Consider the following 14,947-nt stretch of genomic DNA (forward strand, 5'->3'; position numbering starts at 1 on the left):
ATTTTGCGCAGGCACAAAAAAACCCGCCGGATGGGCGGGTTTCCTGGAGACGGCGGCGCTTAGTTGCGCACGTTGTAGATGCGCATGGCTTGCTGCTTCTGATTGCCGTCCATGACGCGCAGCACCACCACCCTGGGAGTGAAGCCATCGGGCAGCTTGAGCTGGCCCAACGCGTAATCGTAGCGGTCGACATCGAGGGCCGGGCCGTCCGGCGTGACGGTGGCGGCGCGGCCGTTGGTGTAGCTGCCCTCGATCGCGAAGGTGAGGGTGCCCTTGAAGGCCGGCGCGCTGCGGTCTTCGCGCATGACCAGCACTTGGTAATCGAGCAGGCCCGGCTGGCGCTTGAAGGTGGCCGAGCGGATGCCCAGATTGCCGCCGCGGGGATCGGGCGGCATGGCATCCTGGAACAGCACCAGTTCCTTGTTCAGCGTCTCCAGCTTGGCGCGGGCGTCCGCCAGGTCGGCGGTGAGTTTCTCATGGCCGGCCTTGTTGGCGTCGCGCTGCTGGGTCGCTTCTTCGAGCTGGCTCTGCAGGCGCTGGTTCTCCAGCTTGGACGCGCTCAGTTCGGTGTGCAGTTGCTCGGATTGCTCCACGGTCAGCCGTTGCGGGCCGTAGTTGGTCTGCAGGAAGAGCACGCCGCCCGCGCCCAGGGCGATGCCCACCAGCAGCAGGACGAGCCAGCGCGGCATGCGGCGCGTGCGTTGGCCCGGTTGGTATACGGAGGGCTTGAATACGGCCCGTTGTGATCTTCCAAACATCCCCATTCCTAGAAAACACCCTGTGGTAATGCCTGGCCGCGCGCCGCGCGCGCCGACCAAAGCGTCAGAGAATACCCGGTTAACCGGGTGCGTTGGGTGCGCGGACAAGCCTGGTTGCGCACCTTGATATTGTGAAATATGTGGGCATCGGCCCGGCCTCAGGCCAGGCCGGAACCCAGTTCGGCGTCGAGATCGGCGAGCCGCTGAGGGGTGCCCACATCGACCCAGCGGCCGGTGTGGCGCGCGCCGCGCACGCGATCCTGCTGCATGGCTTGCCGCAACAGCGGCGCCAGCCGGGCGGCCGTGCCGCGGGCCACGCCCGCGAATAGCATGGGATGGTAGACGCCGATGCCGGAGAAGGTCAAACGGGGCTCGCCGTCAGCGCCCACCCGGCCGTCGCGCTGCAACGTGAAATCTCCTTGCGGGTGTTGCGGCGGGTTGTCCACCAGCAGCAGCCAGGCGCCGCTTGGGGGCAGCCGCGCCGCCTGCATGCCGGCGGCGGCCGGATCCCAGTCGCACCAGACGTCGCCGTTGATCACCAGAAAAGGGTCCGGACCGAGCAGGGGCAAGGCCTGCGCGATGCCGCCGGCGGTTTCCAGGGCGGTGCCCTCGGCGGAATAGCGCAGGCGCAGGCCAAAGGCGGAGCCGTCGCCCAGGGCGCGTTCGATCTCGTGGCCGAGCCAGGCGTGGTTGATGACCACGTCCTGGAAGCCGGCCGCGGCCAGCCGTTCCAGATGCCAGGCGATCAGCGGCTTGCCGCCGACGGGCAGCAAGGGTTTGGGCAACCGGTCGGTCAGCGGCCGCATGCGCTCGCCGCGGCCCGCGGCCAGGATCATGGCGCGCATCAGAAGGTGTATCCGACGCTGACCTGGCGGTCGTCGAGCTTGTCCAGCAGGCGCAGCAGGGGCGTGAAGACGCCGTAGCGCTGCGCCACCTGGCGCACGTAGGCGTTCACGCGCGGCATGTGGGCCAGGTAGTGGGCCTTGCCGTCGCGGTGGTTCAGGCGCGCGAACACGCCCAGGATGCGCAGGTTGCGCTGCAGGCCCATCCATTCATAGGCGCGGTGGAACTCGGCGAAGTCGGCGTCGACCGGCAGGCCGGCCGCGCGCGCCATTTCCCAGTAGCGGATGGCCCAGTCCAACTGTTGCGGCTCTTCCCAGGTGGTGCGGGCGTCGGTAACCAGCGATGCCAGGTCGTAGGTGATGGGCCCGGCCAGGGCGTCCTGGAAGTCGATCACCCCCGGGTTGGGACCATACTGCGGTTGGTCGCAGACCATCAGGTTGGGCGAGTGGTAGTCGCGGTGCACCAGCACGGTCGGCTGGCCGCCATTGCTCGCCGACAGCAGGGCGAAGATCTTCTCCAGGGCCTGCGCGGTCTTGTCGTCGAGCGTGGCGCCGTGGTGCTTCTGCACGTACCACTCGGGAAACAGCTTGAGCTCCTCGGCCAGCCGCGAAGCGTCATAGGCGCCCAGGCCGGTAGTCCTGGCCTGCTGCAGGCGCACCAGCGCCGCCAGGGCATCGCGATACATCGATTGCAGGCGGGCGTCGTCGACGCCGTCCTGGATGCGCTGGTAATAGGTCTGCTCGCCCAGGTCGGACAGCAGCAGCAGGCCCTGGCCGAGGTCCTGCTCGATGACGGCGGGCACGTTCAGGCCGGCATCGCGCAGCAACTGGCCCACGTGCAGGAATGGGCGGCAGTCTTCGTACTGCGGCGGGGCGTCCATCACAATCAGGGTGCGGCCGGCGGCGTCCAGGCGGAAATAGCGACGGAAACTGGCATCGGCAGAGGCGGGGCGCAGCGTATCCACCGCCAGGCCCAGGGCGGCGGGCAGGCCTTGCAGCCAGGCGCGGATCTGCTCCAGGCGGGGGTCGTGATCGTTTTTCAAGGATGATCCGTGTCAGAAGAGCAATATTGCGTAAAAAAGGGGCGCGCACACATAAGGCTGGGCGTTGGGCGCGGCTTCTCTATAATACCGGCTCGTTTCCGTTAGCATTGGCCCTTTCCAGGCGCCTTTGCCTGGTTCCCCCATCGTCAAAAAGGGCTGTTTTCACTCGTGCGCAAGGTTCGGTGGTTGATCCTATCTGCTATCAGCGTCGCCGGGGCCGTTCAGGCCCAGGGCAGCCAGGGTTCGGCTCCCGCGTCGACCTCGATCACCGCGGCTCCCGAGCTGCGCACGTCTCCCGGCTTGCGGATGCACCGCCTGCCGGACGGCAATATCCCCGCCTATCTGGAAGCGGACACCATCGAAGGTGACCCGGATTCCGACCTGACCCTGACGGGAGCGGCCCAGGTGCGCCGCATCGACGGCGTGATCAAGGGCGACCGCATCAACTACCGCAAGGATACCGGCGAGGTCGACGTGCAGGGCAATGCGCGCATGATGCGCGACGGCACCCTGGTCACCGGTCCGAACGCCAAGTTCAACGTCGACAAATATTCCGGCGAAGTCGAGAAACCCAGCTTCTGGCTGGGCGCCACCGGCGGCTTCGCCGTGGCCGAGAAGGCCGACATCTTCAGCAAGTCGCAGATGCGGCTGCATACCGTCACGTACAGCGGCTGCTCGTGCGAGACGCCGTCCTGGTACATCAAGGCCAATACGGTCGACATCGACTTCGACGAAAACGAAGGGGTGGCCCGCAATGGCGTGCTGTATTTCAAGGACGTGCCGATCCTGGCTTCGCCCTACATGACCTTCCCGGTCAAGAAAGAGCGCAAGTCGGGCTTCCTGATGCCGACCTACGGCACCACCAGCAAGGGCGGGTTCGATTTCTCGATACCGTATTACCTGAACATCGCGCCCAACTACGACGCGACCCTGCAGCCCCGCTATTTTTCCAAGCGCGGCCTGCAACTGGGCGGCGAATTCCGCTACCTGGGGGCGAGCTATGCCGGCAGCATCTACGGCGCTTACCTGCCGCATGACAATGCCAACGGCGAAGACCGCTGGATGTACTGGTGGCGCCACCAGCAGCTGTTCGGCAACGGCTTCTATGCCGACTGGGACGTGGCCAAGGTGTCGGACAACGACTACTTCCGCGACATCTCCCAATTGGGCCTGAACCAGGCGTCCACCACCTATCTGCCGCAGCGCGCGCGGGTGGGCTGGTCCTCGACCTACTGGAGCGCCTATGCGCAGGTGTACAAGTACCAGACGCTGCAGGATCCGGATGCGCTGCTGACGCCGCCCTACGACAAGCAGCCCGAACTGTACCTGCGCGGCGCCCGCTACGACTGGGGCGGTTTCGATCTGGATTGGACCTCGACGGCGGTGCGTTTCAGCAAGCCGCTGTTCCTGGGCAATCGCAATGGCCCCAATGGCGACCGCTTCCAGACCTATCCCACGGTGTCCTACCCGATCGTCCGGCCGGGCTGGTTCGTGATTCCCAAGGCGGGCGTCAACTACACCCAATACCAGACCAGCTGGTACAACGGCGACTGGCTCGGCCTGAATTCGGGCACGGCCAATGCCGGCACCGCGTTCGGCTATCCGCGTTCGCAATCGCGCACGGTGCCGATCATGTCGCTGGATGCCGGCCTGATCTTCGAGCGCGACACCACGCTGTTCGGCAAGTCGTCGATCCAGACCCTGGAGCCGCGCCTGTATTACCTGCGCGTGCCGTACCGCGACCAGTCCAAGATCCCGGTCTATGACACGTCGCTGTCCGACTTCAGTTTCTCGCAGGCCTTCGAGGAAAACATCTATACGGGCGGCTGGGACCGTATTTCCAACGCCAACCAGCTGACCGCCGCGCTGACCACGCGCTGGCTCGATGCCTCGACCGGCTTCGAGCGCGCCTCGCTGGCCGTGGCGCAGCGCCTGTATTTCGCCGACCAGAAAGTGACGCTGCCGGGCGAGACGCCGCGCGAGAACGTGCGTTCCGACTTCCTGGTGGGCGCCAGCGCCGCGCTGACCGACACCTTCAGCACCGATGCGGCGGCCCAGTACAACCCCTACGACAACCGCTGGTCGCGCGCCTTGCTGAGCGGCCGCTGGTCGCCGCAGCGCCTGACGACCGTGGCGCTGGCCTATCGCTACCAGCGCGATCCGCAGCCCGGCGTGCAGTATCAGCCGCAGGGACAGAACCAGATCAGCCTGGCTGTGCAATGGCCCTTCACCAAGCGCTGGTACGGCGTGGGTCGTATCGACTATTCACTGCGCAACGGTCCGTCGAGCACGGTCAGCGGCACCAACGACTCGCCCCGTATCACGCAGGCCATCGCCGGCCTCGAATACAAGGGCGACTGCTGCTGGGTCGGCCGGATGGTGTTCCAACGCTATGCCGTGTCCGCCACCGATGCCAACACGGCCTTGTTCTTCCAGCTGGAACTGACCGGACTGGGTTCCCTCGGGACCGATCCGATGAACCTGCTGAACAGAAGTATCCCCGGTTACTCGCGCATTACCCCGCCTGTGCCCGCCGGGACCACATTTGAAAGGTATGAATGATGCGTAGGTTGCACTCTTTGCGCCGCTTTACCGGCAACGCGCTCTTGCTGGCCATTTGCGCCGCTTTCCCGGCCGCGCATGCGGCGGAGCCGAACGGCAAGGGTGCCCGGAACGCGCCCGCCGCGCAGAAAAGCGCGCCGCCGCCCGCCGGCGAGCAGTTCGTGGACGGCATCGCCGCCGTGGTCGACAAGGATGTGATCACCCTGCGCGAGCTGCGCGATGCCTCGACCCGCATCGCCGGCGAACTGAAGACGCGCGGCATCCAGGTGCCCGACGACAAGACCTTGCAGCACCAGGTGCTGCAACGTCTCATCATGGAACGCGTGCAGCGCCATGAGGCCGACCGCCTCGGCATCCGCGTCGACGACGCCCAGGTCGACCAGGCCATTGCCACCATCGCCGGCCGCAACAAGATCAGCGTGGCGCAACTGCGCCAGGAAATCGAGAAAACCGGCGTCACCTGGGACAGCTACCGCAAGTCGCTGAAGGACGAAATCCGCGCGGATCGCCTGCGCCAGCGTGCGGTGGACTCCACCATCGTCATTTCCGACGCGGAGGTCGACGCATTCCTCAAGGATCAGCGCCGCAACCCGGCCTTCGCCGCCGCGGCCCAGCGCGCCCAGCCGCAACCCCAACCCGAGGCCGCGCCCGAGCAGGCGGCCGCGGCCGGCCCGATGCTCTACGCCGTCGCCCAGATCCTGGTGCGCGTGCCGGAAGGTTCCTCGCCCGAGCAATTGGCGGCATTGCGCCGCAAGGCCGAGGACCTGCTGGCGCGGGTCAAGCGCGGCGATGACTTCGCCAGCCTGGCCGCCGCCAATTCCGACGGCCCCGAAGCCCTGCAGGGCGGCGTCATGGGCGTGCGTCCGCTGGATGGCTGGCCTGACCTGTTCGCCAAGGCCATCGCCAACCTGCAGAAGGGGCAGGTCAGCGGCCTGCTCCAGAGCGGCAACGGTTTCCACATCCTCAAGGTGATGGACCGCGGCACTGCCCAGCCGGCGCCCAGCCGCACCGCGCGCGCTCCGGCGCCCGCGCAGGCTCCCCAGCCGCAACCGCAGCCGCAGGCGCAGCAGGGGCCGGTGGAAGTGATGCAGACGCATGCCCGCCACATTCTGATCAAGACCTCGACCGTCATGAGCGACGCGCAGGCCCGCCAGCGCCTGGAGCAGATACGCCAGCGCCTGGTGGCCGGCGATGCCAAGTTCGCCGACATGGCGCGCCAGTACTCGCAGGACGCGACCGCGCCGCAGGGCGGCGACCTGGGCTGGCTCAATCCCGGTGAAACCGTGCCGCCGTTCGAGGCCGCCATGAATGCGCTCAAGCCGGGCGAGATCAGCCAGCCCATCCAGACGCCGTTCGGCTGGCACCTGATCCAGGTCGAAGAGCGCCGCCAGCATGACGCCACCGATGACCTGGCCCGCATGAAGGCCCGCCAGACCCTGTTCGAGCGCCGCGCCCAACCGGCTTTCGAAGACTGGCTGGACCAACTGCGCGCCCAGGCGTACGTGGACAACCGGCTGGAGAAGCAGGACCGTATCAACCAGAACAACCGCTGATCACAGCCCGGGCTTTTCATGTCTCAACACCAGGCGCGCAAGCGCTTTGGCCAGAACTTCCTGACCGACGAGAGCGTGGTCGAGTCGATCGTGCGGGCGGTCAATCCCGCCCGCGGCGACTCCGTGGTCGAGATCGGGCCCGGCCTGTCGGCGCTGACGCGGCCGCTGCTGGAGCGGCTCGACCACCTGACCGCCGTCGAGATCGACCGCGACCTGGCGGCGCGCCTGCGCAAGCAGTTCGACGAAGGCCGCCTGACCGTGGTCGAGGCCGATGCGCTGACAGTGGATTTTTCGCAGTTCGGCGCGGGGCTGCGGGTGGTCGGCAACCTGCCTTACAACATTTCCAGCCCGCTGCTGTTCCATCTGATGACCTGGGCCGATCACATCCGCGACCAGCATTTCATGTTGCAGCGCGAAGTGATCGACCGCATGGTCGCGCAGCCGGGCAGCGGTGATTTCAGCCGCCTGTCGGTGATGCTGCAATCGCGCTATCGCATGCACAAGCTGTTCGACGTGCCGCCCGAAGCCTTCGACCCGCCGCCCAAGGTGGTGTCGGCCATCGTGCGCATGGTGCCCTTGCCGGCCGAGCGCCTGCGTCCGGTCAGCGCGCGCGCCTTCGAGACGGTGGTGGCGCGTGCCTTCTCGCAGCGCCGCAAGATGCTGCGCCGGGTGCTGGCCGACTGGGCGCCGCAGGTGCCCTGGGAGGCGCTGGACATTGCGCCCACCGCGCGCGCCGAGGATATCTCGGTGGATCGCTACATCCGTCTGTCGGACGCGCTGGTCGAGGCCGGCATTTTGCAGGGCGGCTGACACCGCGTCGCCCCCAAGGCCGGCAAAAACCCGCGTCGAGCGGGTTTTTTTGTCGTGGCGCGGGAGGCGCGGCTACAGCATGCGCTTCTGCGCCGCCATCCACAATTGCATGACGTCGCGGGCGCGGTCGTGCAGCAGGCGCTCGGCGTCGGCCAGGGCCTGTTGCAGCGTGATGGGGCCGGGGGCCAGGCTGAAGGCGGCGCTGATGCCGACGCCATGCAAGGCTTCGTAGCCTTCGCCCAGCGAGCCGGCCAGGGCCACCACCGGCACGCCGGCCTGGTGCGCGATGCGGGCCACGCCCGCCGGCGTCTTGCCACGCAGGGTCTGGGCATCCATGCGGCCTTCGCCGGTGAAGGCGAGCGTGGCGCCCTCCATGGCCCGTGCCAGTCCGCCGAGTTCGGCGACGATCTCGATGCCCGGCCGGAATTGGGCATCCAGGAAAGCCTTGGCGGCGAAGCCCAGGCCGCCCGCCGCGCCCGCGCCAGCCTCGTGGCGGTGGTCGCGACCCAACTGGCGCGCGCAGAGATCGGCGAAGTGGTCCAGCATGGCGTCCAGCGTTTGCACCTGTTCGGGCGTAGCGCCTTTCTGCGGGCCGAAGACATGCGAGGCGCCCTGCGGACCGCATAGCGGGTTGTCGACGTCGGAGGCAATGACGATGCGCGTCTTCGCCAGCCGCGGATCGAGGCCGCGCGGGTCGATGCTGGCCAGTTGGCCCAGCGCGCCGCCGCCGGGCGGCAGGCTGCGGCCGTCGGCATCGAGCAGGCGCAGGCCCAGCGCCGTCAGCATGCCCGCGCCGCCGTCATTGGTGGCCGAGCCGCCCAGGCCGAGGATGATGCGTGCGGCGCCGGCATCCAGCGCCGCCAGGATCAGTTCCCCCACGCCGTGGCTGCTGGCGCGCAGCGGGTCACGCCTGGCCGGCGCGATAAGTTCAAGGCCCGCGGCGGCGGCCATTTCGATGACGGCGGTGCCGTCTTCGAGCAGGCCCCAGGTGGCGTCGACCTTGTGGCCGAGCGCATCGTTGACCGTGTGCTGGCGGGCCTGGCCGCCGGCCGCGGCCAACACCGCCTCGACCGTGCCTTCGCCGCCGTCGGCCATCGGGATGCAGACCGTGTGCGCGCCGGGACAGGCGGCCTTGACGCCACGCGCGATGGCCGCGGCCGCGTCGGGGGCGGAAATACTTTCCTTGAAAGAGTCGGGTGCGATGACGATTTTCACGAGGTCGGCCACGGATCGTTGGGGACGGGATGCCGATCATGATACCCGCGTGTCCGCCGCCGTCGTACCATAGCGCTTTCGTTGTTCATGTGAGAGTGGATCGCCATGCCTGTATTGCGCCGCACCAAAATTGTCGCCACCCTGGGGCCCTCGACGTCGACGCCGGAACGCATCGACGCCATGATCAAGGCCGGCCTGGACGTGGCGCGGCTGAACTTCTCGCATGGCAGCGCCGATGACCACCGCGAGCGTGCCCGGCTGGTGCGCGAGAGCGCCGCGCGGCAGGGCCGCTTCGTCGCCATCATGGGCGACCTGCAAGGGCCCAAGATCCGCATTGCGCGCTTCACCGAAAAGCTGGTGCAACTGCAGGTGGGTCAGCCGTTCACGCTGTCGCGGGTGCATCCGAAGGACGCGGGCACCGCCAGCATCGTCGGCATCGACTATCCCGAGCTGGTGACCGACTGCCGCGTCGGCGACGAGCTGTTGCTCGATGACGGCCGCGTGGTGCTGGTGGTGGACCGGGTCGAGGGTGACGAGGTCCACACCACAGTCACGGTGGGCGGTCCGCTGTCCAACAACAAGGGCATCAACCGGCGCGGCGGCGGCCTGTCCGCGCCCAGCCTGACCGACAAGGACCGGGTCGACATCAAGCTGGCCGCTGAAATGCAATTGGACTACGTGGCGGTGTCGTTCCCGCGCTATGGCAGCGACATCGACGAGGCGCGCGCGTTGCTGCGCGCCGCCGGCAGCGAGGCCTGGATCATCGCCAAGATCGAGCGCGCCGAAGCCGTGGCCGACGACGAGGCGCTCGATGCGCTGATCCGCGCCAGCGATGGCGTGATGGTGGCGCGCGGCGACCTGGGGGTGGAAGTCGGCGATGCCGAATTGGTGGGCATCCAGAAGCGCATCATCCAGCACGCCCGCACCCTCAACAAAGTGGTGATCACCGCGACCCAGATGATGGAATCGATGATCTCCAGTCCGATGCCCACGCGCGCCGAAGTGTCGGACGTGGCCAACGCGGTGCTGGATTACACCGATGCGGTGATGCTGTCGGCCGAGAGCGCCTCCGGAGCGTATCCGGTGGAAACGGTGCAGGCCATGGCGCGCGTCTGCCTGGGCGCGGAAAAGCATCCCACCAGCACTCAGTCGCACCACCGGCTGGGCGAGACCTTCTCGCGCTGCGACGAGACCATCGCGCTGGCCGCCATGTACGCGGCCAATCACTTCCCGGGCGTCAAGGCCATCATCGCGCTGACCGAAAGCGGCCACACGCCGCTGATCATGTCGCGCATCCGCTCGGGCGTGCCGATCTACTGCTACAGCCCGCACAGTGTCACGCAGAACCGCGTGACCATGTTCCGCGGCGTGTACACGATTCCGTTCGCGCCGTCGGATTATGAGCCGGCCGACCTCAGCAACGCCGCCATCGACGAGCTGAAGAAGCGCAACCTGGTGCAGGCCGGCGACTGGGTCATCCTGACCAAGGGCGATTTCTACCGCGACAGCGGCGGCACCAATGGCATGAAGATCCTGCTGGTGGATTGACGGGGCGTCAGCCGAAGAACCAGTAGCACACGCCGATGGCCGCCAGCACGCCGGCCAGGTCGGCGACCAGCGCGCAACCCACCGCGTGGCGCGCGCGCAGGATGCCGACCGAACCGAAATACACCGCCAGCACGTAAAAGGTGGTTTCGGTGCTGCCTTGCATCACGGCCGCCAGCAGCGCGGGGAAACTGTCCACGCCAAAATGCGTCATGGTCTCGAGCATCATGGCGCGCGCCGCGCTGCCCGAGAACGGCTTGACCAGCGCGGTCGGCAGCGCATCGACGAAGCGCGTGTCCCAGCCGGCGTGCGAGGCTGCCCAGCGGATGCCGTCGAGCAGGAAGTCGAGCGCGCCCGAGGCCCGCAATACCCCGACCGCGCACAGCATCGCCACCAGGTAGGGCAGCAGGCTCTTGGCGATGTCGAAGCCCTCCTTGGCGCCCTCGATGAAGGCCTCGTAGACCGGCACCTTCTTCCAGGCGCCGGCGATGAGAAACGCCAGCAGGATGCTGAACAGCGCCAGGTTGCCCATCAGCGACGACAGCGCGGCGATGGCGCTGGCGGACATGCTGGCCAGCAGCGCCATGAAACCGCCCAGCAGCAGCGCCGCGCCGCCCAGCCACAGCATGACGACGGGATCGAGCAGCCGCAGGCGCTGGCACGCCGCCACCGCCAGCAAGCCCGCCAGCGTCGACGCGCTGGTGGCCAGCAGGATGGGCAGGAACACCAGCGTCGGATCGGCCGCGCCCTGCTGCGCGCGGAACATGAACAGCGTCACTGGCAACAGGGTCAGCGACGAGGCGTTGAGCACCAGGAACAGGATCTGGGCGTTGCTGGCGACTTCCGGAGTGGGATTGAGCGATTGCAATTCGCGCATGGCGCGCAGGCCGATGGGGGTGGCGGCGTTGTCCAGGCCCAGGCCGTTGGCGGCGAAGTTCAGGGTGATCAGGCCGATCGCGGGGTGATTGCGCGGCACTTCGGGCATCAGGCGGCTGAACAGCGGCCCCAGCAGCCACGCCAGCCGCTCTACCAGCCCGGCGCGTTCGGCGATGCGCAGGAAACCCAGCCACAGCGTCAGCGTGCCGAACAGCAGCACCATGACCTCGACCGACACCCGCGCCATGTCGAACAGGCTGGCGACCATGGCGTGGAACACATCCGGATCGCCGATGGCCAGCCAGCGGTACAGGGCGGCCGCGGCGGCAGTCAGGAAAAAGCCCAGCCAGAGTTTGTTCAGCATGCGGTGTGTACCCGTACAGCGATTGGATTGCGCACCAGCGCGGGGAGATCCATTGTCGCAGAGTCGGCGTGCCGCGGTTTGGCCTGGACGGCGCAATTCTGGTACTTTGATTCGATACGCCCAGTAGCATCTCGAATATAGGGGGAACAGATGGATTTCAACGCATGGCGCCGGCGCCGCATCTCCGAGCCCGCGTACCGTTGGGCCCGCAACGCGATGCCGCCGCTCTCCGCCACCGAGCGCGAGGCCATCGAGGCCGGCGATACCTGGTGGGAGGCCGACCTGTTCACCGGCAACCCGAATTGGCGCAAGCTGCTGGACCTGCCCGCGGCGACCCTGACGCCCGATGAGCAGCGTTTCATCGACGGCCCGGTGGCGCAACTGTGCGCCATGCTGGACGAATGGGACATCACCTGGCATCGGCGCGACCTGCCCGCGGAAGTCTGGGATTTTCTCAAGGCACAGCGTTTTTTCGGCATGATCATCCCCAAGCGCCACGGCGGCCTGGGTTTCTCGCCCTATGCGCACTCCGAGGTGGTGCGGCGCATCTCCGCCTATTCGATCACCGCCGGCGTCACGGTCATGGTGCCCAACTCGCTCGGGCCGGGCGAGCTGCTGATGCAGTTCGGCACGCAGGCCCAGCGCGATTACTGGCTGCCGCGCCTGGCCGACGGCCGCGAGGTGCCGTGCTTCGGGCTGACCAGTCCCGAGGCCGGTTCCGACGCCGCCTCCATGGTGGACACCGGCGTGGTCTGCCGCCAGGTGGTCGATGGCCGCGAGCTGATCGGCGTGCGCCTGAACTGGCACAAGCGCTACATCACGCTGGGGCCGGTCGCCACCGTGCTGGGGCTGGCGTTCAAGATGTCCGACCCCGACGGCATCCTGGGTGGGGCGCGCGACATCGGCATTTCGGTGGCGCTGGTGCCGACCGACGCGCCCGGTGTCGAGATCGGCCGCCGCCATCTGCCGGCGATGCAGGTTTTCCAGAACGGCCCCAATCGCGGGCACGACGTGTTCGTGCCGCTGGACGCCCTGATCGGCGGGGTCGAGCGCGCCGGCCATGGCTGGCAGATGCTGATGAGCGCGCTGGCCGCCGGGCGCGGTATTTCGCTGCCGTCGCTGTCGGCGGCGGCATGTGTGATTAGCGCGCATGCCACCGGCATGTATGCGCGGGTGCGCGAACAGTTTGGCCTTCCCGTCGGCAAGTTCGAGGGCGTGCAGGAAAAGCTGGCCAGCCTGGCGGGCAATGCCTACCTGGTGGAAGCGGCGCGGCGCCTGACCTGCGCGGCGCTGAACCAGGGCGTCAAGCCGGCCGTGGTGTCGGGCATCATGAAATACCATGCGACCGAGCGCATGCGGGTGTCGGTCAACGATGCCATGGACGTGCACGCGGGGCGCGCCGTGATCGACGGGCCCAGCAATTACCTCGGCGCGCTGTACCGTGCGGTGCCCATCGCCATCACGGTCGAGGGCGCCAACATCCTGACGCGTAATCTGATCATCTTCGGCCAGGGCGCGATCCGCGCCCATCCCTACCTGATGCCGGAAATCCTGGCGCTCGGCAATCCCGACGAAGAGCGCGGCATGGAGGTGTTCCATGACGTGTTCTGGCGCCATCTGCGCCACACCGGCATGAATACCCTGCGCGCCATCGGTCGCGCCTGGACCGGCGGCGTGCTGGCGCCGTCGCCGGTGTCCGGCCCGACCGCCGGCCATTACCGCCGGCTGGGCCGCTATGCCGCCGGTTTCGCGCTGCTGGCCGACGCCGCGCTGGCGCGGCTGGGCGGCGGCCTCAAGCGCCGCGAGATGCTGTCGGCGCGGCTGGGCGACATCCTGTCCGAGCTATACCTGCTGTCGGCCGTGCTCAAACGCTGGGAGGACGAGGGGCGCAAGCATGACGACCTGCCGCTGGTGCATTGGTGCATGGCGCGCGGCTACGCCGAGATCGAAACGCGCATGGACCAGGTGCTGTCCAACCTGCCCGGCCGGCCGCTGGCCTGGGCCTTGCGGGCCGCGATCCTGCCGCGCCGGTCGGCACGGGGGCCGGATGATGCGCTGACCCGCGAATGCGCGGAACTGCTGCTCAAGCCGTCGCCGACGCATGCGCGGCTGGCCGCCGACCTCCAGCGTACGTCCGCCGAGACGGGCGCCGGCGATGATCCGCTGGCGCTGCTGACCCGCGCCTTCGCTCTGGTGGACGCGGTGCAGCCGATCCGTGACCGGCTGCGCCAGTCGGGCGTGCGCGATTGGCGCGAAGCGCACCGGCATGGCGCCATCACGGCGGCGCAGGCGGCACAGCTGGAAGAGGCCGAGGCGCTCGTGTCGCGGGTGCTGCAGGTGGATGATTTCGCGCCGGAGGAATTGGCGCCGGACGCGGACCCGCGCCGGGCGCCGGCGGACGCTCAATCGTCCTGATTCGGATCCATGCCCGGAAACAGGATTTCGGTGAAGCCGAACTTCGAGAAATCCTGGATCCGGGAGGGGTAGAGGCGGCCGATCAGGTGGTCGCATTCGTGCTGCACCACGCGGGCGTGGAAGCCCTCGGCCTCGCGCTCGATGTCGCGGCCGTAGGGGTCCTTGCCCTGGTAGCGGATATGGCGGTAGCGCGGCACCAGGCCGCGCAGCCCCGGCACCGACAGGCAGCCTTCCCAGCCGTCTTCCATGTCGTCCGACAGCGGCGTGATGACCGGATTGCACAGGATGGTCTGCGGCACCGCGGGCGCATCGGGATAGCGCTCGTTGCGGTCGAAGCCGAAGATGACCAGTTGCAGGTCCACGCCGATCTGCGGCGCGGCCAGCCCCACCCCTTGCGCCGCCGCCATGGTCTCGAACATGTCTTCGATCAGGGCGTGCAGCTCGGGAGTGTCGAAGCGTTCGACCGGCGGCGCCACGCGCAGCAGCCGGGGGTCGCCCATTTTCAGGATGGTATGGATCATGGCGATGGTGGGCGGAGCCTCAGTCCACCCGTCCTTTCTTCTGGATGAACTCGATCTTATAGCCGTCCGGATCCTCGACGAAGGCGATCACGGTGCTGCCGTGCTTCATCGGGCCGGCCTCGCGGGTGACCTTGCCGCCGCGTTCCTTGACCTTGTCACAGGCCTCGTAGGCGTTGTCGACTTCCAGGGCGATGTGGCCGTAGCCGGTGCCCAGGTCGTACTTGTCGGTGTCCCAGTTGTGGGTCAGCTCGATCACGGCGCCTTCGGATTCTTCCTGGTAGCCGACGAAGGCCAGCGTGAACTTGCCGTCGGGGTAGTCGTTGCGACGCAGCACGCGCATGCCGAGCACGTTGGTGTAGAAGTCGATGGACTTGTCGAGGTTGCCGACTCGCAGCATGGTGTGGAGCATACGCATGGTGAAATTCCTTTAGCGATGAGGGGCG

12 protein-coding genes are annotated in these 14,947 nt (G+C 67.7%); 5 read left to right on the forward strand and 7 right to left on the reverse strand.

Going from position 1 to position 14,947, the window contains the following annotated elements:
• Nucleotides 1–59: 59 nt before the first annotated feature.
• The 3 genes from HV701_RS00095 to HV701_RS00105 all read right to left on the reverse strand — a co-directional run bounded on the left by HV701_RS00095 (nucleotide 60) and on the right by HV701_RS00105 (nucleotide 2,643).
• On the reverse strand, nucleotides 60–758 hold the full coding sequence (locus tag HV701_RS00095) for a DUF6776 family protein (protein ID WP_175131121.1): 699 nt from the start codon (nucleotides 756–758) through the stop codon (nucleotides 60–62).
• 158 nt (nucleotides 759–916) lie between these two features.
• The gene (gene murU, locus HV701_RS00100; protein ID WP_175131122.1) at nucleotides 917–1,603 is read right to left on the reverse strand and encodes an N-acetylmuramate alpha-1-phosphate uridylyltransferase MurU; all 687 of its coding nucleotides are present in this window, start codon (nucleotides 1,601–1,603) and stop codon (nucleotides 917–919) included.
• Nucleotides 1,603–2,643, reverse strand: coding sequence for an aminoglycoside phosphotransferase family protein (locus HV701_RS00105; protein ID WP_175131123.1), 1,041 nt, complete (start codon nucleotides 2,641–2,643; stop codon nucleotides 1,603–1,605). The genes murU and HV701_RS00105 overlap by 1 nt, the downstream gene beginning before the upstream one ends.
• A gap of 168 nt (nucleotides 2,644–2,811) precedes the next feature.
• On the opposite strand from HV701_RS00105, the gene HV701_RS00110 reads away from it, so the two are divergent.
• The 3 genes from HV701_RS00110 to rsmA are packed head-to-tail and all read left to right on the forward strand — an operon-like array spanning nucleotide 2,812 to nucleotide 7,568.
• Nucleotides 2,812–5,205 (forward strand): LPS-assembly protein LptD, encoded by a 2,394-nt coding sequence (locus tag HV701_RS00110; RefSeq protein ID WP_175131124.1) that lies wholly within the window; start codon nucleotides 2,812–2,814, stop codon nucleotides 5,203–5,205.
• The gene (locus HV701_RS00115; RefSeq protein ID WP_175131125.1) at nucleotides 5,202–6,758 is read left to right on the forward strand and encodes a peptidylprolyl isomerase; all 1,557 of its coding nucleotides are present in this window, start codon (nucleotides 5,202–5,204) and stop codon (nucleotides 6,756–6,758) included. Before HV701_RS00110 ends, HV701_RS00115 begins: the two co-directional genes overlap by 4 nt.
• Before the next feature lie 18 nt (nucleotides 6,759–6,776).
• A complete protein-coding gene (gene rsmA / locus HV701_RS00120; RefSeq protein ID WP_175131126.1) occupies nucleotides 6,777–7,568 on the forward strand; it encodes a 16S rRNA (adenine(1518)-N(6)/adenine(1519)-N(6))-dimethyltransferase RsmA in 792 nt (263 codons plus the stop codon).
• 72 nt (nucleotides 7,569–7,640) lie between these two features.
• Here rsmA and HV701_RS00125 read toward each other — a convergent pair whose 3' ends face one another.
• The gene (locus HV701_RS00125; protein WP_175131127.1) at nucleotides 7,641–8,783 is read right to left on the reverse strand and encodes a glycerate kinase; all 1,143 of its coding nucleotides are present in this window, start codon (nucleotides 8,781–8,783) and stop codon (nucleotides 7,641–7,643) included.
• A 105-nt stretch (nucleotides 8,784–8,888) separates the two neighbouring features.
• Between HV701_RS00125 and pyk the strand changes: the two genes are divergently transcribed.
• Nucleotides 8,889–10,331 carry a pyruvate kinase gene (pyk, locus tag HV701_RS00130; protein ID WP_175131128.1) on the forward strand — a complete coding sequence of 481 codons (1,443 nt, stop codon included), beginning with the start codon at nucleotides 8,889–8,891 and terminating at the stop codon, nucleotides 10,329–10,331.
• 7 nt (nucleotides 10,332–10,338) lie between these two features.
• On the opposite strand, the gene HV701_RS00135 is transcribed toward pyk, so the two are convergent.
• Nucleotides 10,339–11,568 (reverse strand): nucleoside recognition domain-containing protein, encoded by a 1,230-nt coding sequence (locus HV701_RS00135; protein WP_175131129.1) that lies wholly within the window; start codon nucleotides 11,566–11,568, stop codon nucleotides 10,339–10,341.
• A 150-nt stretch (nucleotides 11,569–11,718) separates the two neighbouring features.
• Here HV701_RS00135 and HV701_RS00140 point away from each other — a divergent pair, with 150 nt between their 5' ends.
• Nucleotides 11,719–13,983, forward strand: coding sequence for an acyl-CoA dehydrogenase (locus HV701_RS00140; protein ID WP_175131130.1), 2,265 nt, complete (start codon nucleotides 11,719–11,721; stop codon nucleotides 13,981–13,983).
• Here HV701_RS00140 and def read toward each other — a convergent pair.
• Together def and gloA are read right to left on the reverse strand one after the other, a co-directional pair.
• Complete coding sequence (def, locus tag HV701_RS00145; protein ID WP_175131131.1) at nucleotides 13,971–14,504, reverse strand: peptide deformylase; 534 nt, start codon at nucleotides 14,502–14,504, stop codon at nucleotides 13,971–13,973. The two genes, HV701_RS00140 and def, sit on opposite strands and share 13 nt — an antisense overlap.
• Before the next feature lie 19 nt (nucleotides 14,505–14,523).
• The gene (gene gloA / locus HV701_RS00150; RefSeq protein WP_175131132.1) at nucleotides 14,524–14,919 is read right to left on the reverse strand and encodes a lactoylglutathione lyase; all 396 of its coding nucleotides are present in this window, start codon (nucleotides 14,917–14,919) and stop codon (nucleotides 14,524–14,526) included.
• Nucleotides 14,920–14,947: the final 28 nt, after the last annotated feature.

Origin of the sequence: Achromobacter pulmonis (assembly GCF_902859765.1) — a bacterium.
In the GTDB taxonomy this organism is placed as follows: domain Bacteria; phylum Pseudomonadota; class Gammaproteobacteria; order Burkholderiales; family Burkholderiaceae_B; genus Achromobacter; species Achromobacter pulmonis.

Bases quoted from the DNA above. Each gene is read 5' to 3' on its own strand.
- HV701_RS00095 (WP_175131121.1), bottom strand. From the start codon at position 758: ATGTTTGGAAGATCACAACGGGCCGTATTCAAGCCCTCCGTATACCAA.
- murU (WP_175131122.1), bottom strand. From the start codon at position 1,603: ATGCGCGCCATGATCCTGGCCGCGGGCCGCGGCGAGCGCATGCGGCCG.
- HV701_RS00115 (WP_175131125.1), top strand. From the start codon at position 5,202: ATGATGCGTAGGTTGCACTCTTTGCGCCGCTTTACCGGCAACGCGCTC.
- rsmA (WP_175131126.1), top strand. From the start codon at position 6,777: ATGTCTCAACACCAGGCGCGCAAGCGCTTTGGCCAGAACTTCCTGACC.
- pyk (WP_175131128.1), top strand. From the start codon at position 8,889: ATGCCTGTATTGCGCCGCACCAAAATTGTCGCCACCCTGGGGCCCTCG.
- HV701_RS00135 (WP_175131129.1), bottom strand. From the start codon at position 11,568: ATGCTGAACAAACTCTGGCTGGGCTTTTTCCTGACTGCCGCCGCGGCC.
- HV701_RS00140 (WP_175131130.1), top strand. From the start codon at position 11,719: ATGGATTTCAACGCATGGCGCCGGCGCCGCATCTCCGAGCCCGCGTAC.
- def (WP_175131131.1), bottom strand. From the start codon at position 14,504: ATGATCCATACCATCCTGAAAATGGGCGACCCCCGGCTGCTGCGCGTG.
- gloA (WP_175131132.1), bottom strand. From the start codon at position 14,919: ATGCGTATGCTCCACACCATGCTGCGAGTCGGCAACCTCGACAAGTCC.